This window comes from Fundidesulfovibrio sp. (assembly GCF_058402725.1).
Genome location: NZ_JBZVFJ010000019.1, coordinates 13,730 through 33,563, shown reverse-complemented (window position 1 = coordinate 33,563; position 19,834 = coordinate 13,730). Strand labels below are relative to the sequence as shown.

Annotated in this window: 19 protein-coding genes and 1 tRNA gene; 6 read left to right on the top strand and 14 right to left on the bottom strand. The window is 67.8% G+C overall.

Going from position 1 to position 19,834, the window contains the following annotated elements; all coding sequences use genetic code 11:
- The 14 genes from ACV4UX_RS04440 to ACV4UX_RS04375 form a co-directional block, all read right to left on the bottom strand.
- Window positions 1-1,131 (bottom strand): radical SAM protein (locus ACV4UX_RS04440; RefSeq protein ID WP_491592116.1); only part of this gene is annotated, 1,131 nt, incomplete at its 3' end.
- 12 nt (window positions 1,132-1,143) lie between these two features.
- The gene (locus ACV4UX_RS04435; RefSeq protein WP_491592115.1) at window positions 1,144-2,190 is read right to left on the bottom strand and encodes a hypothetical protein; all 1,047 of its coding nucleotides are present in this window, start codon (window positions 2,188-2,190) and stop codon (window positions 1,144-1,146) included.
- Window positions 2,191-2,210: 20 nt separating this feature from the next.
- Window positions 2,211-2,702 (bottom strand): flagellar assembly protein FliW, encoded by a 492-nt coding sequence (gene fliW, locus ACV4UX_RS04430; RefSeq protein WP_491592114.1) that lies wholly within the window; start codon window positions 2,700-2,702, stop codon window positions 2,211-2,213.
- Window positions 2,678-2,917 (bottom strand): carbon storage regulator CsrA, encoded by a 240-nt coding sequence (gene csrA / locus ACV4UX_RS04425; protein ID WP_173080981.1) that lies wholly within the window; start codon window positions 2,915-2,917, stop codon window positions 2,678-2,680. The genes fliW and csrA overlap by 25 nt, the downstream gene beginning before the upstream one ends.
- 71 nt (window positions 2,918-2,988) lie before the next feature.
- Window positions 2,989-4,539 carry a flagellar hook-associated protein FlgL gene (flgL, locus tag ACV4UX_RS04420; protein WP_491592113.1) on the bottom strand — a complete coding sequence of 517 codons (1,551 nt, stop codon included), beginning with the start codon at window positions 4,537-4,539 and terminating at the stop codon, window positions 2,989-2,991.
- Between the two features lie 10 nt (window positions 4,540-4,549).
- Entirely contained in the window at window positions 4,550-6,673 is a 2,124-nt protein-coding gene (gene flgK, locus ACV4UX_RS04415; protein WP_491592112.1) for a flagellar hook-associated protein FlgK, read from the bottom strand.
- A complete protein-coding gene (gene flgN / locus ACV4UX_RS04410; RefSeq protein WP_491592111.1) occupies window positions 6,674-7,147 on the bottom strand; it encodes a flagellar export chaperone FlgN in 474 nt (157 codons plus the stop codon). It abuts the gene before it with no gap.
- 12 nt (window positions 7,148-7,159) lie between these two features.
- A complete protein-coding gene (locus tag ACV4UX_RS04405; RefSeq protein WP_491592110.1) occupies window positions 7,160-8,389 on the bottom strand; it encodes a peptidoglycan DD-metalloendopeptidase family protein in 1,230 nt (409 codons plus the stop codon).
- Window positions 8,390-8,431: 42 nt separating this feature from the next.
- On the bottom strand, window positions 8,432-9,544 hold the full coding sequence (locus tag ACV4UX_RS04400; protein WP_491592109.1) for a flagellar basal body P-ring protein FlgI: 1,113 nt from the start codon (window positions 9,542-9,544) through the stop codon (window positions 8,432-8,434).
- Between the two features lie 74 nt (window positions 9,545-9,618).
- On the bottom strand, window positions 9,619-10,359 hold the full coding sequence (locus ACV4UX_RS04395) for a flagellar basal body L-ring protein FlgH (RefSeq protein WP_491592108.1): 741 nt from the start codon (window positions 10,357-10,359) through the stop codon (window positions 9,619-9,621).
- Between the two features lie 42 nt (window positions 10,360-10,401).
- Window positions 10,402-11,418, bottom strand: a complete 1,017-nt coding sequence (gene flgA, locus ACV4UX_RS04390) for a flagellar basal body P-ring formation chaperone FlgA (RefSeq protein ID WP_491592107.1) — start codon at window positions 11,416-11,418, stop codon at window positions 10,402-10,404.
- 14 nt (window positions 11,419-11,432) lie between these two features.
- A complete protein-coding gene (gene flgG, locus ACV4UX_RS04385) occupies window positions 11,433-12,218 on the bottom strand; it encodes a flagellar basal-body rod protein FlgG (RefSeq protein ID WP_173080997.1) in 786 nt (261 codons plus the stop codon).
- 13 nt (window positions 12,219-12,231) lie between these two features.
- Complete coding sequence (flgF, locus tag ACV4UX_RS04380) at window positions 12,232-13,017, bottom strand: flagellar basal-body rod protein FlgF (RefSeq protein WP_491592106.1); 786 nt, start codon at window positions 13,015-13,017, stop codon at window positions 12,232-12,234.
- Between the two features lie 69 nt (window positions 13,018-13,086).
- On the bottom strand, window positions 13,087-14,091 hold the full coding sequence (locus tag ACV4UX_RS04375; protein ID WP_491592105.1) for a hypothetical protein: 1,005 nt from the start codon (window positions 14,089-14,091) through the stop codon (window positions 13,087-13,089).
- Window positions 14,092-14,203: 112 nt separating this feature from the next.
- Between ACV4UX_RS04375 and ACV4UX_RS04370 the strand changes: the two genes are divergently transcribed.
- The 6 genes from ACV4UX_RS04370 to ACV4UX_RS04345 all read left to right on the top strand — a co-directional run bounded on the left by ACV4UX_RS04370 (window position 14,204) and on the right by ACV4UX_RS04345 (window position 19,747).
- Window positions 14,204-14,279, top strand: a tRNA-Gly gene (locus ACV4UX_RS04370).
- A gap of 78 nt (window positions 14,280-14,357) precedes the next feature.
- A complete protein-coding gene (gene rimP, locus ACV4UX_RS04365; RefSeq protein WP_491592104.1) occupies window positions 14,358-14,900 on the top strand; it encodes a ribosome maturation factor RimP in 543 nt (180 codons plus the stop codon).
- A gap of 20 nt (window positions 14,901-14,920) precedes the next feature.
- Entirely contained in the window at window positions 14,921-16,243 is a 1,323-nt protein-coding gene (gene nusA, locus ACV4UX_RS04360; protein WP_491592103.1) for a transcription termination factor NusA, read from the top strand.
- Entirely contained in the window at window positions 16,227-16,469 is a 243-nt protein-coding gene (locus ACV4UX_RS04355; protein ID WP_173081011.1) for a YlxR family protein, read from the top strand. The genes nusA and ACV4UX_RS04355 overlap by 17 nt, the downstream gene beginning before the upstream one ends.
- The gene (infB, locus tag ACV4UX_RS04350) at window positions 16,456-19,371 is read left to right on the top strand and encodes a translation initiation factor IF-2 (protein ID WP_491592102.1); all 2,916 of its coding nucleotides are present in this window, start codon (window positions 16,456-16,458) and stop codon (window positions 19,369-19,371) included. The genes ACV4UX_RS04355 and infB overlap by 14 nt, the downstream gene beginning before the upstream one ends.
- Before the next feature lie 88 nt (window positions 19,372-19,459).
- Window positions 19,460-19,747, top strand: coding sequence for a DUF503 domain-containing protein (locus ACV4UX_RS04345; protein ID WP_491592101.1), 288 nt, complete (start codon window positions 19,460-19,462; stop codon window positions 19,745-19,747).
- Window positions 19,748-19,834: the final 87 nt, after the last annotated feature.

Here is a 19,834-nt window from a genome sequence, read left to right as displayed (position 1 = left end):
ATCCAGGAGCACCCCGTTGGTGAAGAAGTTCATGGCGACATGGGGGTGGTGCTCGTGGATGTACCGGATGATCTCCGGCAGATGCCGGTTCACGCTGGACTCGCCCAGGCCGCTGGAGAGGCCCACGCAACGGGCGTGACGCAGGATGTCCAGGCGTTTGAAGGATTCGAGGTCCAGAAACACCGGTTTGGCGAGGTGGTGGTCGTAGGTGCAGAAGCGGCAGTAGATGTTGCAGATGCCCGAGAGGGAGATGTCGAGCTTTGGCGGCACGCTTTCCGGCCTGGGCTCTCCGGCGGCCATTTCAAGGACGTTCAGGTATTCGTTGAAGATCCACGGGACGCGGCTCTTCTCCCGGCGCCTGGAGACCAGCGCGCGCAGGGCTTCCCCCGCCGGATCGCCAGGCTCGTCAGGGTCGGCCAGCATCTCGGCCAGAGCCGCGTTGAGGTGCGCCGGGGCGTCATGGGGGACGAGGCCCCGAGGCGAGGCCGCGCCGCGCATGGTGGGGGAGTGCTCGGCCCCGCTCCGGGAAGGCGCGACGCAGACGAGCCCGGCCTCCGATGGATCGAGCCCGGGCGCTGGCGAACCATGGCCGCTCAGGCGCTCCAAGAGCCCCAGGAGCCCGGGCAGCCTCCTTGCATCGCCCCGTGAGCGTGCGGCCAACGCGTAGAGTGCCCCCGTGCCGGGCAAGGCCATGGCCAAGGCCCCGTTGGCCAGCGTCCCGCGCGCCAGGGCCAGCCAGTCCGGGGCCTCCAGGGCCGCGAAGGACAGCGAGAAGAACACCGTCGGCCCGGGCCGGGGGCACACCGGCGCGGAAGTGAGCAGGCGCTCCGGGCCGCCCCGCTCCCAAGGCAACGCCTCCAGGCCCATGGTGGGCCAATCCAGCCTGGCCAGCAAGCCGCGCCCGGGGTCCAGCAACACCGTGACCGGCCGGAATCTGCGGGCCAACGACAACCGGCCGCCCAGAAAATGTCTGGCCAGGGGCGGCAGACGCCCCGGGATGCGGCATTCCCGGGGCAAGGGCAGAACGAGCACGGCGTTGCCGACGTGGGTGAGCGCCGCACCGGTGAGCCCGTGCAGAGCGGAGCGGTAATCCGTTTGCATCAGTCGCGTGAGCGCATTGATCCAGGACATGGCGGCTGCTCCTCAAAGGGGGGCTGGAATGTCTCGCAGGCCAGGGACGATCCGTCCCGTATGCAGGCTGCGGCCCTCCGGGTTGGCGTGGTAGAATGAGTCGAACATCTCGTGGGGTTCGAGGCGGCTGTCCCGGGGCGTGTTGACCAGCGGGATGCCCAGCCCGGAGTAGACGCGGGCCACTGCCGCGTAGAGCTCCCGGAAGGCCGGTTCCTCGTGGTCGCCGCAGGGGGCATGGCAGGGGTACGCCGCCAGGAGGCGTATCCCCCGGTCGGCGCACCAGGCGGCGATATCCGCCAGCGTGCGCAGGGTCTCCCGACGTTCCAGACCGGCGAGGCAGCCCGCCTCAACGCGCGCCGCAACGTGCCCGCACACGGCCCGGGCGTCCTCCTGGAACTTCCGCCGCGCCAGGGGGTCGTCCACGAAGAGCACATCGCCCCGATGGTCCAGCCGCCCCTGGGTGGCGTCCGATGCCTTGATCCGGCGGTACTGCTCCAGGCCGACAAGATTCCCGGCCACCTCTCCCAGGGGGATTTCTCGCAAATACAGTGGGATGTGGCGCACGGGGATGTCCAGGACGAAGGCTTCCCCCAGGGAGTAGGAGGTCCGTGCGGAGAAGCGGTTCACGGCCGGGTAGTCGTCCACGAAGCTGTCGAACTCCAGGGAGAGCAGCACGACGTCGCCCGGGGCCAGGAACCGGCGCAGAAGGAAAAAATGGTAGCGCGGGCCCAACCCGGCCGGGAGCCCGGCGTTGAACGTCCGCAACCCCGTGGCCAGTTCCAGGCGCCCCGAGTCCACCCCGAAGAGCGCGGACGAGCCCCCGGCGACCACCAGCTTCGGACAGGGGGCCGCTGCGAGGGCCGCCTGGCGTTTGAGGCTCAGGGAGCGGGCCACGCCGACTTCCGGGTCGTCGAACTGGGCCGAGCCGAAACCGGCGCACAGGATCAGGAGCGCCAGGGACGCCGACGACGCCGCGAAGACGCAAAGCCCCCGCCCCCAATGGAAAGGCCAGGACGAGAGGTCGCCTCTCGCACTGGCCTTTGTCTGCATCGGGAGCACGGGGGTGTCCGCCAGGGCCTTTACTTCACGCCGTCGTCGTTTTCTCTGGTTGGCTGCTGGACGGGCTCCAGCGGTTCGCCTGGGCGGTAGTGCGTGGGGTATTTGGCGTCAACCTGTGGCACCTGGAGGCCTACGCGCTCCTCGCGGTTGATCACCACGGGGCCTGTGAGGTTGAGCGTGGTGTCCTGCGGCCTGCCGGGCGGGATGGTGACGGTGACCAGCACGAGCACCTGGCGGATGTTGTCGATGCGCAGGATCTTGCGCTCGGCTTCGCCCACCACCACGTCGTAGTCCTGGATGAAGCTGTAGGGGTCGGCCACCATGAGGCCCAGGCGCGGGTCGTTCATGCTTTGCAGGATGACGAAGGGCGAATCTTCCCTGATCTGCACCAGGGTGAATTCGCGCTCCTGCTCGAAGCCGATGAGCCCCCTCGGGAAATGGAGGACCCGCTCGGGAGGAACGCTCAGCGCGCCGATGCGGCTTTGGATCACTCGGTCTTGTTTTTTTGCCATAACGCCGCCGCAGCGAACACGTCCTGTTGATCCGCTTCCATGGCCAAGCGGTTCTGCTCGAGCACGCGCAGGTACACTTCTTCCCTGTAGACAGGAACGTCCTGGGGCACTTCCAGACCGATCTTGATCTGTTTTCCCTGCACCCCGAGAACGGTGATTTTGATTCTGTCGCCCAGGTGGATGGACTCCCCCGGGCGGCGCGTCAGTATGAGCATTCCAGCCTCTTATCCTTGCCGTTGCCCGCGCACCCTATGGCGCGTGCGCCGCGTTGTCAACGCGCCAGCCTCTACAGATAGTTCATGAGGCTCAGGTTCATGATCATGGAGGTGGACTTGAGCACCGACTGGTAGGCCAGCTGCTGCTGGGCCAGACGCGTCATGAGTTCGGAGATGTCCACGTCCTCCACGGTGGAGAGCTGCTCGGTCTGGTTGAGCTTGAGGTTGTCCAGCACGCTCTCGGACACCAGGAGCCTGTTCTCGCGAGCGCCCACGTCGGCGGCGTAGTTGAGGATGGTCTGGCTGGAGGAGCGCAGGTCGGCCAGGCACTGCTGCACGCCGGACTGGTTGTTGGTCTCCAGGAAGGCCACCAGCTTGCCCACGGTCTCGAAGAGGTTGGTGGCCCCCGAAATCCCCGCGATCACCACGGGGCGGGCCGCGTCGCTGGCCGGGTCCTGGTAGATGCCGCCGAAGATGTTCTTGCCGATGCCGTTGAGGGCGATGCGCTCCGTGGGCGAGATGTCCGCCATGATGAGCGCCTTGCGCGGGCGCACGACGAACATGTCGCCCGCGTCCAGGGCGTTGCCGCCGTTGGAGTGCAGGGTGAGCACGCCGCCGGGGATGTTCAGGCTGGCCATGGAGGGCGAGGCGTCGGGCGTGGAGGCGTTGGAGAGCACCCACGTCACGCCGCCGTCCAGGCTGTAGGAGTAGGCCACGTCCGACCCCAGGGTGCCGGACTGGTCGATGCGCACGATCACGTTGTTGGCGAAGACGCCCGCCGCCGTGCCCGTGACGGTGGAGCCCATGCCCTGGAGGGGGTCCACGGCGATGGCGTCCTCGTCGTCGCCCTTGTAGATGGCCGTGGGGCGCACCCACATCCAGGTGCCGTTGGAATCGTTGGTGTTGTTGGCTGCGGTGGCGGTCACGGCGGTGTCGCGGTCCAACTCCAGGGTCACCCCGCCCAGGGAGAGCTGGAAGCGGTCGGGCGCGCCGGGATCGGTGACGCTTCCCTGGTTCCAGGTGTTGCCGCCGTCGGAGGTCCAGCGGAAGGTGGAGCCCGAGGCCAGGACGCCGTTCTGGAGGAACTGCACCAGGGTGGTCTTGTCGTTGTAGCCGTTGACCCGGAACCCCGCGTTGGACACCACGCCCGCCTGGTTGGTGGTGAGCGTGAGGGTCTCCTCGAAGGGGTTGATGTTGGTCTTCTGGCCCGCGAAGATGGACTTGCCGTCGAACTCGGTGTTGCCCATGGCGATGAGCTGCTGGAAGAGCTGGCGGGCCTCGGCGGCGATCTGGGAGCGGTTGTCGGCGGTGAGGGTGCCGGTGGAGCCCTGCTCGGCCAGCTCCTTGAGCCGCGTGACCACGGTGTTGGTCAGCACCATGGTGTTGTCGGCGAGGTTCAGCCAGCCCTTGGCCATGGAGATGTTGGTCTCGTACTGGTCCATGGCGGCCAGGTTGTCGCGGTAGCTCAGAATGCGGGACATGCCCACCGGGTCGTCGGAGGGGCGGTTGACCTTCTTCTGGCTGGAGGCCTGGAGATTCGACTCCATGAGCTGCGACAGCGTGGTGTTCATGTAGTTCACGCTGCTGCCGTAGATCATCTGCTGGGCGACGCGGTATGCCATGACGCCCTCCTTATTGCTTGAGCCCCAGCACCGTCTGCCACATCTGGTCGGCGGTGGAGATCATTTTCGCCGCAGCCTGGTAGGAGTGCTGGAACTTCACCAGGTTGGACATTTCCTCGTCCAGGTTCACGCCCGAGACCTCCAGCTGGCGGTTGTTGAGCTCCTTGGCCAGGGTGTTCTCGAAGTCGAAGTTGAACTTGGCGTTCTCGGTGTCCACGCCCACCACGCCCACCAGGCTGTTGTAGTAGGCCTGGAGGGTCTGGGTGTTGGGGGCGTCGAAGGAGGTGCGGATGGACACCTCCTTGGTGCGAAGGCCCGCGATGGCCAGGGCCGTGGAGTTGTCGCCCTGGTTGGCCTCGCCCGCGCCGTTGATGTGCCCGGCGTTGATGAAGCCCGTGTCGGAGCCGCACTGGGGGTTGATGGTCAGGGTGCGGGCGTCGTCTCCGGCGAAGAAGGTGTTCACGCCCAGGGCCGCCCACAGGCCCGTGGCGTCGGTGCCGAAGCCGAAATTGAAGCCGTTCTGGGCGTTGATCTGGAGCTGGTTGTTCACCACCGTGGCGGTGAGCATGCTCCCGAAGGTGTTGTTCACGGCCTGGGCCACGTCGTCCAGGGAATGCTGGGCGGGGTCGAAGAGCTGGATGCCCGCCGTGCCCGCGTCGAAATCGATGAAGCCGCTGGACACCAGCGCGCCCGTGGAGCTGTTGTAGACGTACAGGGTGGACGCGCCGGCCTGGAGCTTGCTGCCGTAGGCCAGGCCGGAGGAATCCGAGCCCAGGGCCACGGAGGCGTCGCGCGCCGAATAGGTGCCCGTGACGTCGGTGAACATCTTGGTGCCCGCGCCCTGGCTGTGGATGCGGTTGGTCTCCCAGACGATGGTGTCCACAAGGGCTTCCAGGCGTTCGCGGTAGCGCCCGACGTTGTAGTCGCGCAGCTGGAAGTTTCCGGCGAGGCTTCCCCCCGTCACGCGCGTGGTGTTGTCCTGGCCGTTGAAATACATCTGCGGCGTGATGTTCACGGGCGTGGCCGCGGACTGGTACCAGTACAGGCCGGACTTGGGCACGATGGTGAAGGAGTCGCCCACCTGGAGCTGGCCGGTGGGGGCGATGCCCGCGTTGGAGGACTGTCCGAAGTAGATGCTCAGGTTGCCCGCGTCCACCGAGAGGCCCTCGGGCCGGGCGAAGAAGGTCTTCACGGCTCCGGAGTCGCTGCGCAGCCAGGTGACGCCGCCGTCCAGGGACACCTGGAACTGGGCCGCCGAACTGCCCGAGGACACGTCGCCGGCCTGCACCACGCGCACGGTGTACTCGAAGTCGTCGCGCCCGGAAAAATAGACCGTGCCGTCGAAGCTGGAGCCCGGCGTGAGATTCTTGATCACCTTGTTGCTTTCGAGCGCCACCTCGTAGTGGTTGATCCCGTCCACGAAGGTGTGCCCGGCCTTGTCCATGATGATCAGGTTGGCCCCGCCGTTGTCGATGACGTTGATGTCCACGATCTCGGCCAGGGCGCGGATCTTGCGGGCGCGCTCGTCGAGCAGGCCGTTGGCGTTCTGTCCGGGCGGGTTGTTGTGCACGGCCAGCTGCGCGTTGAGGCCCGCGATGTCCTCGAAGAGCGTGTTGAGGGTGTCCACGTCCTGGGCGATGTAGGATTCGGCCTGCTGCTGGATGGTGTCCAGGTCCGAATCGGCCTGGCGCAGGATGGAGATGAGCGTCTGCGTGTCCGAGAGCACGTTCTGGCGCTGCGGGTAGCTGGCGGCGTCCAGGGTGAGGTTCTGCCAGTCCTGGAAGAACTTGGTCATGGCCAGGGACACGCCGTCGGAGTTGGCCTCGTTGAAGACGGACTCCACCGAGCGCATCATCTGGTAGAGCGCGTTGTAGCGTTCGGCCGAGGAGGCCTTGGAATTGTAGGAGGACTCCACGAAGTTGTCGAACATGCGCTGGATTTCGGCTGCGCGCACGCCCGTGCCGATCTGGCCCGGGGTGGAGTCGACGTAGAGGTCGTCCTGGAAGACCACCCGCTGGCGCGAATACCCGTAGGTGTTCACGTTGGCGATGTTCTGGCCAGTGACCTCAATGGCCACCTGCGAGGCGTTCAGCGCCTTCTGGCCGCTGTTGAGCAGTGAGGAGATGCCGGGCATTTACAGGGCCCCCCTCAGGATCGCCGGGGCGGGCTTCGTGCTGGCGAAGACCCCCTTCGGGCCGTAGGATTCCTTCTTGGGCGTGAGCTGCTTCTTGAAGAAGTCCACATAGGAGGTGGACTGGTCGAAGAGGGCCAGGGCCAGGGAATAGCTCTTCTCCGCCTGCTTGGCGCAGGTCTGCTCCAGGCGGTCGATGCGCTCGAGCAGGGCCTCGGCGTCGGCCCACCGGTCCCCGAAGGCTCCGGCGACGTCCTTCAGGCGCTTGGCGTCCGGGTCCAGGGTCTGGATGAGCCGGCGCACTTCCTTGCGCTCGCCCATGAGCTGGCGCATGAGTTCCTGAATGGAGAATTCCTGAACCCCCACGGACTGGGGCTTGAAATCCTTCAGATGGGTAAACTCTTCCTCCTGGAGGAAGAGAAGCACCTTGAGCGCCTGATGCTGGCGGGTAAGATTTTCCAGGATGCGCTTGGTCATGGCGTTCTCCTCCTAGAGCCTGGGCACGGCCAGCCGGGGGTCCGGCGCGGCGGCGAGCATTGCCCCGCCAGCCTTGGCCGGGTCCACCGCCTCTTCGCCCACGCGCACCTCGAAGTGCAGGTGGGGGCCGGTGGCCCTGCCCGTCTGTCCCACCTCTGCAAGGAGCTGGCCAGCCTTGACGGCCTGCCCCTCGGCCACCGCGTTGGAGCGGTTGTGCCCGTAGAAGGTGCGCATGCCCCCGGCGTGCTCCAGCACCACCAGGTTGCCGTAGCCGCCCTTGCGCCCGGAGAAGACCACCGTGCCCTCGCGCGCGGCCACCACCGGCGTTCCCTCGGGCGCGGCGATGTCGATGCCGCCGTGCCAGGCCCGCTGACCCGTGAAGGGATCGCGCCGCCAGCCGAAGTTCGATGTCAGCTCGCCTTCCACCGGCTGCACCATGGCCCCGGAGGCCAGGGCCGCGTCCTGGGCGGGCAGGTACTGCGCGCCGGGCAGGCCCAGATGCTGGGAGGGCGTGCCGGAAAGCGGGGGGCCGGGAAGCGGCCGGGAGCTCTCGGGCCTGCTTCCGGCGTTGGGCGCGGACTGGGGCGGGGCGGCGTGGACCACCTCCTGCCCCTGGCGCAGGCCCTGGGTCCGCAACGGGTTGAGGGCGCCCTGCCCCCTGGGGTCCGTCGTGCGGGACTGGGGTCCGGTGGGCGTGGTGGCGAAGGCCGTGGCGCGCAGCCCGGACATCCCCCCCGCCCGGGGCTGCTTGCCCGAACGGGCGGCCAGCTGGGATTCCATGAAGTCCGCCAGGCCCAGGCCGCCACTCTTGGCCATGGTCTTGGAGAACTCCTCGTCGAACATGGAGACGTACTGGTCTTCGTAGCTCGAGTGGAGCAGGCCGTCCTTGGGCACGGTCTTGCGCATCTCCTTGAGCAGCTGGGTGATGAACACCGACTCGAAGCCCTCGCAGGCCTCGCGCAGCTTCTTGGCCTCGGTGTCCCCGGCCTGGGTCATGGCCTTGTTCTGGGCCTGGCGGGCCAGGGTGTTCACGGCCTGGGGGTCCATGCCGGCCGCCTGGGCCTTCTCGGGGGTGAGCGAATCCAGGATCTTGCCGAAGGCCTTTTCCGGGGCCTGCCCCCCCGCGCCCTGGGCCATGCGCCCCCCCGCCCTTCCGGCCTGGGCGTTCCCCGGGGCCGCCGGGGCCGCGGGAGCGGCCGGGGCGGTCTGGGGCTTGGCTGGCGCAAGGGGGGAAAGGCTCATGGCGTCTGCTCGCTTGTCCGTGCGGTTCCGGGCTCGGCCGGGCTAGATCACTTCCAGGTCGGCGTGGAGCGCCCCGGCCGACTTGAGGGTCTTGAGGATGCTGATGAGGTCGCGCGGGGTGGCGCGCAGGACGTTCAGACCCTCCACCAGTTCCTGGAGCGTGGCGCCTTCCACCATGCGCAGCTTGCGGTTCTCCTCGTTGGCGGCCACGTTGGTCTCGGGCGTGACCACGGTCTGGGCGCCCAACGGGGCGAAGGGCAGCGGCTGGGAGACGTCGGCGGACTCCTGGATGAGGATCTGGAGGTTGCCGTGGGTCACGGCGGAGCGCGTGAGCTTCACGTTGAGGCCCACCACCACGGTGCCGGTCTTTTCGTCCACCACCACGCGGGCCTTGTTGTCCGGGGTGATCTCCAGGTTCTCGATGACGGCCATGAGGGGCACCAGGTTGCCCTTGCTCTGCTCGGGGATGTCGAGCTTCACGGTGGAGGCGTCGGTGGCGCGGGCGAAGCCGCCGCCCAGGGCCTGGTTGATCTTCTTCACGATGGCCATGGAGGTAGTGAAGTCCGGGTAGCCCAGGTTGATGGTCAGGTCCTGCTGGTTGTTGAAATCGAAGGGCACGGCGCGTTCCACGTTGGCTCCGCCGGGGATGGTGGCCACGGTGGTGACGTTCTTGGTGGCCGAGGCCGCAGCTCCGGAGGCGGAGAAGCCGCCCACGGCCACGGGTCCCTGGGCCAGGCCGTAGATTTCGCCGTCCACGCCCTTCATGGGCGTCATGAGCAGCACGCCGCCCAGGAGGCTGGAGGCGTCGCCCAGGCTGGAGACGGTGACGTCGAGCTTGGTGCCGGGCCGCGCGGCGGCGGGCATCTGGGCCGTGACCATCACGGCGGCCACGTTGGCGGGGCGCAGGGCGCGCTTGTCCACGCGCACGCCCATCTTGTCGAGCATGTTCCAGATGGACTGGATGGTGAAATCCGAGCCGCGCTTGTCGCCCGTGCCGCCCAGGCCCACCACGAGGCCGTAGCCCACCAGCTGGTTGGTGCGCACGCCCGAGAAGGAGGCCACGTCCTTGATGCGCGCGGCGAAGGCCCCCGAGGGGGCCAGCAGGGCCAGAACGACGGCCGCCGCCAGAAGGTTGCGTGCGGTGTTGGTCTTCATGCTCTTTCTCCCGCGGCCTGCCCCCCTCCCCCGAGTGGAGCCGGGCCGCTTCCACGTTGTCGCGAAGGCTGTTTCTAGTAGGGCCAGATGTTGTCCAGGACGCGCGAGAGCCAGCCGGGCTTCTGGCGGTCGGCCAGGACGCCCGTGCCGAACATGTCCACCTGGGCCTCGGCCAGGGCCGAGGAGGAGACGGTGTTGTCCGGGCCAACGTCCATGGGGCGCAGGAGGCCGCGCACCACCATGATCTGCGTGTCTTCGTTGACGCGCACCTGGCGCGCGCCCTCCACCTGCATCACCCCGCCGGGCAGGATGTTCACCACCCGGCAGCCGATGGTGTAGGTGACGGTGGACTCGCGGCTGGTTTCGCCGTCGGAGTCGAACTGGTTGTTGGTGCTGTTCTTGATGATGGGCTGTCCGGTCCCCACATAGCCCTGCATGCCCAGGAAGCCCGCAACGTCGACGCCGATGGCGCCCTTGAGCTGGCTGTTGCCGGGGATGGGCGTCATGGAGTGCTGGTTGAAGTAGTTGTCCACCTGCTCGGTCATGGAGCCCTTTTTGTTGGACTTGGTCTTGGACTTGTTCTTGGCGTTGGACTTCTCCACCACGTTGACCATGACGATGTCGCCGATGCGCCTGGCCCGGTTGTCCTCGTAGAGGTAATAGGGCTGGGCGGCCTGCGAGTAGAGCGACCCCGGGTTGTGCGCCGGGGACGGGGCCTGGGTGACCGGCGGCGTGAGCGAGGTCATGGGCGTCGGGAGGTGCCTGGCCGGGGGCGAACAGGCCGAAAGGGCCGCCGCCAGGGCGCAAACCGCCATTGTGCTGGTTGTCCGGAATTTCATGGCTCGACTCCTTGCCGACTAGCGGACCACGACGGTCTGGGCGTCCTGGACCACGGCAGCCAGCTCCTTGCCGCTTTGCATGTTTCGTACCGTTATTTGCGCGCCCTTGGCTCCGTCGCTCAGGGCGGTCACGGGCATGGAGAGCGAGATGGCCCGGCCCTTCCAGAGGCAGGTGACCTTGTCGCCCTTCTGGATGGCGGGCATGAGCTCAACCGTCTCGCTGGTGAGGGGCATGCCCGGGTTGAGGGAATAGCGGGCGCGCACGGGGGCCGGATCTTCCTGGAAGTTCCAGGGGGTTCCGCGCATCAGGGCCAGGTTGCGCCGCTCCCAGGCGATCTTCTCGGGGCCGATGGTCCCCTCTTTCACGTTGATCGGCCTGGAGGCCACGGGCACCACCCGCCAGAGGTTCACCTGGGCGCTCACGGCGTGCTGGCGCAGGACGCGGCCCTCGGGAGAGCTGACCGTGAGGCGCAGGTTCACCCGCCCGGGAACGAGCGTCCCCGTGGACTCCACCGTGAGCTTCTCCAGCTCCTCGTCGATGAAGAGCTGGCCCGGCAGGGCGATGTCCTTGACCTCGATCTCGCCGTCCTGCCCCGTGAGGTTCGCCGTCAAATAGTCGACGATGAGCCGGTCCACGGCGTTCTCCGCCACGGGTTTCCCGCCGCCCTTGCGCAGCACCAGCTGGCCGGGCACGCTGAAGTTGGCCTGGGCGCCGGGGAAGAGGCGGTCCAGATCCTCGAGGATCTTCTGGCGCGGCAGGGTGATCTGCCCCTCGCGGCCCGGGAAGGGCCACAGGGGCGTGGCGGCCAGGATGCGCCAGATTTCGGGGTCGATGCTGCCGACGGGCTCGGCCACGTCGCCAAGCATCACGCGTTCGCCGGTCACGGCCACGGCGGAACGGAACTTGAGCTTCCAGTCCATGGAGTTGTTCGCCCCCAGGCTCGCGGAGGCGAACAGGCCCAGCAGGGCGACGAGCCCCAGGAGGGCGGCCAGGGCCGGTCCGATGCGGCGCAGGGTGTGGATGGAGACGTTCATGGCGTGCCTCCGGATCAGCGTTTGAGGTTCACTGCGGTCTGCAGCATGGCGTCGGCCGTTGAGATGGTTTTGGAGTTGGCCTCGTAGGCGCGCTGGCCCACGATGAGCCCCACCATTTCGTCCACCATCTGCACGTTGGACATCTCGAGGAATCCCTGGACCAGGGTTCCGGCGTTCTGGTCGCCGGGGGTGAGCTCCTGGGCCGCGCCGGAGGCCTCCGAGATCTGATAGACGTTGCGGCCCAGGGCGGTGAGGCCCGGGGGGTTGATGAAGGTGTAGAGGGGGATGGTGGTGGTGGCCAGCACGTTGCCCTGGCCGTCGGTGGCGTTGATGACGCCGCGCTCGGTGATGACGATGTTGGTGGCCTGCTGGGGCACGGTGAAGGCGGGCTGGAGCGTGTAGCCGTTGGCGTTGACCACCGTTCCGTCCTGGTTGAGCTTGAAGGCCCCGGCGCGGGTGTAGACGTCGTTGCCGGCCGCGTCCTGGAGGCGGAAGAAGCCCTGGCCGGAGATGGCCACGTCGAGCTGGTTGCCGGTGTTCTGGAAGTCGCCCTGGGTGAAGAACTTGTGCACCGTGGTGGGGCGCACGCCCATGCCCACCTGGAGTCCGGTGGGCAGGCGCGAGCCGCCCTCGTTCTGGGTGCCGGCCACGGCGAGGGTCTGGTACATGAGGTCCTCGAACTCGGCGCGGCTTTTCTTGAAGCCCAGGGTGTTCACGTTGGCCAGGTTGTTGGCCATGGTGTCTATCTGGAGCTGCATGGCCACCATGCCGGTGGTGCCTGTGTACAGTGAGCGCATCATGATCCGTATCCCCCTACCTGGTCTCGCCGACCTTGGTCGACGCCTGCTGGTCCATTTCCTGAGTGCTGGAGATGATCTTGGTGTAGGCCTCGAAGGAGCGCTGCACCTCGATCATGGCCACCATCTCCGTCACCACGCTCACGTTGGCCTGCTCCAGGTAGCCCTGGTAGACGGTGGTCTTGGAGCGGTCCACGGGCTGGGTGACGGGCTGGGAGTTGTTGGGTCCGGTGAAGAGGCTCTGGCCGTATTTCTTGAGCTGCTTGACGTCGGGCACGTCCACCACGTCGATGGAGCCCACGATCTGTCCGTCCACCGTCATCTGTCCGTCGCCCGTGACGGTGACGGTCTGCCCTTCGGGAATGGCCACCGGCCCGGCCTGGCCCATGACGGGGTAGCCCTGGTTGGTGACCAGCATGCCCTGGTTGTTGCGGTAGAACTGCCCGTTGCGGGTGAGGAACTGGCCTTCCGGGGTCTGCACGCGGAAGAACCCTGGCCCGGCGATGGCCATGTCCAGGGGGTTGCCCGTGGCGTTGAGCCCCCCCTGGGTGGCGTCCACGGTCTGTTCGGCCAGCCTGGGCTTGGCCACCACGAGGGGTTTGGGCAGGAGCTGCTTCTGCTGGAGGTCGTTTCGCGCGTCGGGGCTGTAGTCGGTGGCCATGCGCTGGAACACGTCCTGGAACGAAACCCTGTCGGCCTTGTATCCGGCGGTGTTCACGTTCGCCAAATTGTTGGCGACCATGGCCATCCTGGTTTCGTTGCTGAGCGCTCCGAACAGCGCGCTGATTGAGCTTTGTTGCATGACGGCGCTCCTCCTCGCCCCGGAGGACAGCAGGAAGCGTGCCAGCAGGAAAGACGGAGAGGACGCGGCTCAGGCGGGAGAGGCCTCCCCGACGCCCGCGACGGCCGGAGGCTCCGTGCCGTGCACCGCGCGCCAGGCGTCGGCGAGAAACCGGAGGAAGTCCGCGTCCTCCGGGACGGGGTGGACGCGGGCGTCCAGGACCTCGGCGGCGTAGACGTTCTCCCCGTCCGCGCGCAGGGCCTGGGCCAGGGGCTCCCCGGCCTCTCCGGCCCGGCCCAGCAGGAAGAGCACATAGGCCTGGTTGCCCTGCACCGTGGGCGGGTCGTCGTGGAAGGGCAGGGCCTGGGCCAGCAGGCGCAGGGCAGCCTCCAGGCCCCGGCGTCTCCGGCCCGCCGCCGAGCGGAGCTTGGCCCGGGCCAGCAGAACGAACCCCAGCGCGTTGCGGGCGCGCGCGCCGTGCAAGAGGCCCAAGGCATCCGGCGAAAGTCCGGCGCTGCGCACGGCGCGACCGAAGCAACGTGCGGCCTCGCGCTCCCGGCCCACCTTCAGAAGAAGCGTTCCCCGGTTGCACAGCGCCACGGCAACTTCAGCCGCCTTTGCGGACCTGCCGGAACTCTCAAGGCGCTCCAGGAGCCTGTCCGAGAGGGCCAGGGCCTCCTGCGCGCGCCCCTGACCGGCCAGAAGCGCCACCGAATCGCCCAGGGCGGCGTCCACCCGGGCGGCGATGCCTTCGTCGCGAATATCCCCGAAGCCTCGGGCGAGCTCCTCGAAGGCCTCCAGGGCCTCCCCGTCCATGCCCAGGGCGTCGAGCAACGCCCCCTGGGCGTGGAGCGCCTCGGCCCTCTCGGCCGGGGCGGCGTCCGGGGCGCGGGCCGCGTCCTGGAAGCAGTCCAGCGCCCCGATGCGGTTGCCCCGCTCGCAGCGCGCCCAGCCCCGCTCCAGGAGCTTTCCGGCCCGGCCCTCCGAAGCGCTTGCCTCCGAAATGCCGAGGGCAGGCACCTCGCGCCGGGACGTGCGCTGATCGCTGCGGACACCTTCCCGGCGTTGCCCGGGGATGCTCTCCGGCTTTCGCATGCCATGCGATAACAAACGGCGCGCCCCGGGTGCAAGACCGTGCATTTCTCATCCTCAGCGAGCAAAAGGCTTGACACGCACCCCGATCCGCATAATATGAAGCACTTTGCGAGCGGGTGTAGCTCAGTTGGTAGAGTACAAGCTTCCCAAGCTTGGTGTCGCGAGTTCGAATCTCGTCGCCCGCTCCAAAAAATCCTCATGACGTCCGGGTTCGCCCGGGCGATTACAGGGGTGGGCCAATTGGTTCGGTCCACTTTTTTTTTGTTATGACGCAAGACACAGAAAATAAACTCACGCGAATCCGCGAGCTTGTAGAACCCTTCGCGGAAAGCCTGGGGCTTTCGCTCTGGGGCCTGGAAATGGTCGGTGGAGACGGACGCCCCACGCTGCGGGTGTTCCTCGACGGCCCGGAAGGGGTGGACGTGGAGCACTGCGCCCAGGTGAGCCGCCAGTTAGGGCTGGCCCTGGACGTGGAAGACCTGCTGCCCGGGGCCTACCACCTGGAGGTTTCCTCTCCGGGGCTGGAGCGCCGCTTCTTCGCCTTCGGACAGCTGGCCCCCTACGAGGGCCGCGAGATCGACGTGACCCTGACCCTGCCCGTGAACGGGCGCAAGCGCTACCGGGGCGTGCTGGACGCCGCCCGCGACGGGGAGCTGGCGCTCACCTGCGAGGGCAAGGCCCTGGGCTTCCCCTGGAGCGACGTGACCCGAGCCAGGCTGGTCCATCATTTTGAAACGCCCGAAGAGCTCAAGGCCAAGGGCAGAAAGACTTCCAAGGCAGACAAAGCCGCCCCCGCCGAAAAGGCGTAGCGGCATCCGGAGGACCTTCCATGGGCATGGAGCTTCGCAAGGCCATCGACCAGATCAGCAAGGACCGCGGCATCGACCGCGACCTGCTCATTGACACCCTCGAAGAGGCCGTGCGTTCCTCGGTCGCCCGCAAGTTCGGCGACCATATGGACATCGAGGTCAGCTACAACGACGAGGCCGGCGAAATCGAGGTGTTCCAGTTCAAGATCGTGGTGGACGAGGTGGAAGACCCCCTCTCCGAAATCAACCTGGAAGATGCCCGGCTTGTTGACCCCAACGTCCAGATGGACGACGAACTCGGCTTCAAGCTCAAGGTGGAGGATCTGGGGCGCATCGCGGCCCAGTCGGCCAAGCAGGTCATCATCCAGCGCATGCGCGACGCCGAGCAGGAAATCATCTACGAGGAATACAAGGACCGCAAGGGCGAGATCGTCTCGGGCATCGTGCAGCGGCGCGACCGCGGCGGCTGGATCATCAACCTCGGGCGCACCGAGGCCATGCTCCCCAAGGAGGAGCAGATCCCCCGCGAGCGCTACAAGCGCGGCGACCGCGTGCAGGCCTTCATCATCGAGGTGCTGCCCAGCGGACGCGGGCCCCAGATCATCATCTCGCGCACCCACCCGGACTACATGGCCGCCCTGTTCAAACGTGAGGTGCCCGAGGTCTCCGACGGCACGGTGCGCATCCTGGGCGTCTCGCGCGACCCGGGCTCGCGCGCCAAGGTGGCCGTCTCCTCCAAGGACCGCGACGTGGATCCCGTGGGCGCGTGCGTGGGCGTGCGCGGCTCGCGCATCCAGAACATCGTGCAGGAGCTGCACGGCGAGCGCATCGACATCGTGGTCTGGCACCCGGAAATCGCCACCTTCGCGGCCAACGCCCTCTCGCCCGCGCGCGTCACGCGCATCATGGTGGACGAGGACGAGAAGACCCTCGAGGTGGTGGTGCCCGACGACCAGCTCACCCTGGCCATCGGCCGCAAGGGCCAGAACGTGAAGCTGGCCGCCAAGCTCCTGGGCTGGAAGATCGATATCTTCACCGACTCGCGCTACTCGGAACTCAACGCCGCGCGCGCGGGCATGGAGCAGCTGGCCAGCGTGGCCGAAATGAACATGGAGAACTTCCTGGCCGCCGGTTTCGACACCGTGGCCATGCTCGCCGAGGCAACCGACGAGGAGCTCGACCGCATCGGCGGCATGACGCCCTCCAAGCGCCAGGACCTGCGCGCCGCCATCCGGCTGCTCCTGCCGACGCCCAAGCCCGAGGAGAGCGAAGAGGTCAATCCGGACGAAGCCCCCGAAGCTCTGGCCGAGGTCGCCCCGGAGACCGATGAACCCAAGGAATGAACCGTACGCGGGACCGGTGCGAACCTGCATGGTCTGCCGCCGCCGGTTCCCGAAACATGAACTGACGCGCCATATCTGGAACGGCGATCTCACGCCGGACGTGGCGCAGATCCTGCCCGGAAGGGGCTATTACCGATGCGCGGGGGAGGCCTGTACGGCCAAGTTCCCCAAACGCGCCGCCGCCGCGAGGAAAGGCAAGGGGGAAGGCAAACGTGACGAAGCTTAGGGTCCGCGACCTCGCCAAGGAGCTGAGGGTCAGCAACAAGGACATCTACCAGGCCTTGCGGGAACTCGACATCCGCGTGTCCAGCGACATGGCCACGCTGGAGGACGACCAGATCGCCCAGGTGCGCTCGCGCATCAGCCAGGGCCTGTCCAAGTCCGAAGTGGTGCAGAGCCAGTCCCAGCCCGGGGTGGTGGTGCGCCGCCGCCGCCATGCGGCCGAATCCCATGCCCCGGCGGCCGGCGAACCGCAGGCCCAGGCAGCGCCCAGCGTCCAGGAGCCCCCCCAGGACGCGCCGGGCGCTCCCAAGGAAGCCCCCGCCCAGGCAGCGGAGCAGGCCCCCCGCTCCAAGCCCCGGCGCAAGATGATCGAGACGCCCCCGGCCAGGATCATCTCCCAGCCCGAGCCCGAGCCCAAGCCCGACGTGGCCGAACTCCCCGTGGTGCACGAGCACGAGTTCGTCGCTGCCGAGCCCGAGGCCCCGCAGGTTCAGGCCCAGGCCGAACCCCAGGCCCCGGAAGCCCAGGCGCCCGAGGCCACGCAGGCTCCCGAGGACGTCAAGCCCCAGGCTGAACCCCAGGCCGCGGAGGACGCCAAGCCCGCCGAGGAGGCCCCTGCCGCCGAAGCCGGAGCGGAAAAACGCGTCAAGAAGCCCAAGCGGGAAGTGGCCATCGGACCCCAGGTGCGCATCATCTCCATGCCCGAGCCCCGCGCTCCCGAAGCGCCCCGCCCTGCCCCCAGCCAGCCCGCCGGACACCGCCCCGGCGGACCCGGTGGATATCGCCCCGGCGGACCCGGCGGACCGCGCCCCGGCGGACCCGGCGGGCCGCGTCCCAGCGGCCCCGGCGGACCGCGCCCCAGCGGGCCCGGCGGACCGCGCCCCGGCGGACCCGGCGGCTTCGACCGCCCCGCTCCCGCGCCGGCGCCCGACTCCGACGACCGCAAACGCCGCAAGGACAAGCGCGTCGTGGAATTCGGCGCGCAGGCCCCCTCCGACGACGGCGACCGTCGCGGCGGAGGCAAGCGCCGCATTGGCGAAATCCAGGACCGCACCGGTCGCGGCGGCAAGCAGCACAAGAAGAAGAAGAGCGGCGACCAGGTGGCCCAGATCATGGCCGCCCAGGCCCAGGCCCAGCCGCAGAAGGCCGTCAAGCGCAAGATCCGCATGGAGGAAGCCATCCGCGTCTCCGAGATGGCGCGCCAGATGAACCTCAAGGCCCAGGACCTCATGAAGGTGCTGCTCTCCATGGGCATGTTCGCCACCATCAACCAGTCGCTGGACCACGAGACCGCCGTGCTCATCGCGGCCGAGTTCGGCTACGAGGTGGAAAAGAGCGGCTTCGACGAGGACCAGTTCCTCACCGCCGAGGAGCAGGACGCCCCCGAGACCCTCAAGCCCCGCCCCCCCGTGGTGACCATCATGGGCCACGTGGACCACGGCAAGACCTCGCTCCTGGACGCCATCCGCTCCACCAACGTGGTCATGGGCGAGGCCGGCGGCATCACCCAGCACATCGGCGCGTACCACGTGGCCACACCGCGCGGCGACGTGGTCTTCCTGGACACTCCCGGCCACGAGGCCTTCACCGCCATGCGCGCCCGCGGCGCCAAGGTGACGGACATCGTGGTCCTTGTCGTGGCCGCCGACGACGGCGTCATGGACCAGACCCGCGAGGCCATCAACCACTCCAAGGCGGCCGGCGTGCCCATCGTGGTGGCCGTGAACAAGATGGACAAGCCCGGCGCGGAGCCCGACCGCGTGAAGCGCGAGCTTTCCGAACACGGCCTCGTCAGCGAAGACTGGGGCGGCGACACCATCTACGCCCACGTCTCGGCCAAGCAGCGCACGGGTCTCGACGGTCTTCTGGAGATGATCCTCCTCCAGGCCGAAGTGCTCGACCTCAAGGCCAACCCGGACAAGCGCGCCAAGGGCCACATCATCGAGGCCAAGCTCGACAAGGGCCGGGGCCCCGTGGCCACGGTGCTCATCGAGGAGGGCACGCTCAACCAGGGCGACGCCTTCGTCTGCGGCCTCTTCTCGGGCCGCGTGCGCGCCATGTTCGACGACCAGGGCCGCAAGATCAAGCACGCCGGACCGGCCATGCCCGTTGAGGTGCAGGGCTTCGAGGGCGTGCCCGAGGCGGGCGAGGTGTTCAGCTGCGTGGAGGACGAAAAGGTCGCCCGCCGCATCGCCGAGACCCGCATGCACAAGCAGCGCGAACGCGAACTGGGCAAGGCCACCAAGCTCACCCTGGAGACCTTCCTGGCCTCGCGCGGCGAAGCCGAGGCGCAGGAGCTCAAGCTGGTGCTCAAGGCCGACGTGCAGGGCTCTCAGGAGGCCATCGCCGAGGCCCTGGGCAAGCTCTCCGGCGAGAAGGTCAAGGTTCGCATGATCCATGCGGGCACCGGCGCCATCACCGAGTCCGACGTGCTCCTGGCCGCCGCGTCCGGTGCCGTGGTGATCGGCTTCAACATCCGCCCGAGCGTGAAGGTCAAGGAACTGGCCGAGCGCGAGAACGTGGACCTGCGCTTCTACGACATCATCTACAAGCTGGTGGACGAGATCAAGGCGGCCATGACCGGCATGCTGGCCCCGGTGCTCAAGGAGCACTACCTGGGCCAGGCCGAGGTGCGCCAGGTGTTCAGCGTGCCCAAGGTAGGCATGGTGGCAGGCTGCGGCGTGCTCGACGGCAAGATCGGGCGCAACTCGCAGATCCGCCTGCTGCGCGACTCGGTGGTCATCTACACCGGCAAGCTCGCCAGCCTGAAGCGCTTCAAGGACGACGTGAAGGAAGTAACCAAGGGCTACGAATGCGGCATGGGCCTCGAAAACTTCAACGACATCAAGGTCGGGGACGTGATCGAAGCCTTCGAGACCGTCGAAGAGAAAGATACGCTGGACTAGCGGACAACCCTCCGCCGGAGCGCCCCCCTCAAGGGCGCTCCGGCGGCTTTCCCGCCGCCCCCCCCTGCCGCCCCGGAGGCCGCCCCCCATGATCGTCGGCGTGCTCACCCTGGAATTCCGCCTGCACGGCAACGACTCGCTCAAGGGAAAACGCAGCGTGGCCCAGCGGCTCAAGATGAAGCTGCGCAACAAGTTCAACGTGGCCGTGAGCGAGATCGCCCACCAGGACATGCTGGACACCCTGGCCCTGGGCGTGGTCACCGTGAGCCCCGACGCCAGGCACGCGCAGGGACTTTTGCAGAAAGCCCTGAACATGGTGGTTGCCGCCGACGAGGCGGAACTTATCTATGACGACATCGAGTTGATCGGCCCATGATGAGCCCCTCGCTCCTCCACGGACCGGCCTGCCGCCGACCCAACACATAAGAAGGGATTCCAAAGGGTGAAGCCCTTTGGCCGCCGG

Coding starts and splice junctions, on each gene's coding strand:
- ACV4UX_RS04395 (WP_491592108.1), bottom strand. CDS start 10,359: ATGGCGGTTTGCGCCCTGGCGGCGGCCCTTTCGGCCTGTTCGCCCCCG.
- flgA (WP_491592107.1), bottom strand. CDS start 11,418: ATGAACGTCTCCATCCACACCCTGCGCCGCATCGGACCGGCCCTGGCC.
- ACV4UX_RS04375 (WP_491592105.1), bottom strand. CDS start 14,091: ATGCGAAAGCCGGAGAGCATCCCCGGGCAACGCCGGGAAGGTGTCCGC.
- flgN (WP_491592111.1), bottom strand. CDS start 7,147: ATGACCAAGCGCATCCTGGAAAATCTTACCCGCCAGCATCAGGCGCTC.
- ACV4UX_RS04345 (WP_491592101.1), top strand. CDS start 19,460: ATGATCGTCGGCGTGCTCACCCTGGAATTCCGCCTGCACGGCAACGAC.
- ACV4UX_RS04405 (WP_491592110.1), bottom strand. CDS start 8,389: ATGAGCCTTTCCCCCCTTGCGCCAGCCAAGCCCCAGACCGCCCCGGCC.
- flgG (WP_173080997.1), bottom strand. CDS start 12,218: ATGATGCGCTCACTGTACACAGGCACCACCGGCATGGTGGCCATGCAG.
- csrA (WP_173080981.1), bottom strand. CDS start 2,917: ATGCTCATACTGACGCGCCGCCCGGGGGAGTCCATCCACCTGGGCGAC.
- fliW (WP_491592114.1), bottom strand. CDS start 2,702: ATGGCAAAAAAACAAGACCGAGTGATCCAAAGCCGCATCGGCGCGCTG.
- flgF (WP_491592106.1), bottom strand. CDS start 13,017: ATGCAACAAAGCTCAATCAGCGCGCTGTTCGGAGCGCTCAGCAACGAA.
- flgL (WP_491592113.1), bottom strand. CDS start 4,539: ATGGCATACCGCGTCGCCCAGCAGATGATCTACGGCAGCAGCGTGAAC.
- nusA (WP_491592103.1), top strand. CDS start 14,921: ATGGGCATGGAGCTTCGCAAGGCCATCGACCAGATCAGCAAGGACCGC.
- ACV4UX_RS04400 (WP_491592109.1), bottom strand. CDS start 9,544: ATGAAGACCAACACCGCACGCAACCTTCTGGCGGCGGCCGTCGTTCTG.
- rimP (WP_491592104.1), top strand. CDS start 14,358: ATGACGCAAGACACAGAAAATAAACTCACGCGAATCCGCGAGCTTGTA.
- flgK (WP_491592112.1), bottom strand. CDS start 6,673: ATGCCCGGCATCTCCTCACTGCTCAACAGCGGCCAGAAGGCGCTGAAC.
- ACV4UX_RS04355 (WP_173081011.1), top strand. CDS start 16,227: ATGAACCCAAGGAATGAACCGTACGCGGGACCGGTGCGAACCTGCATG.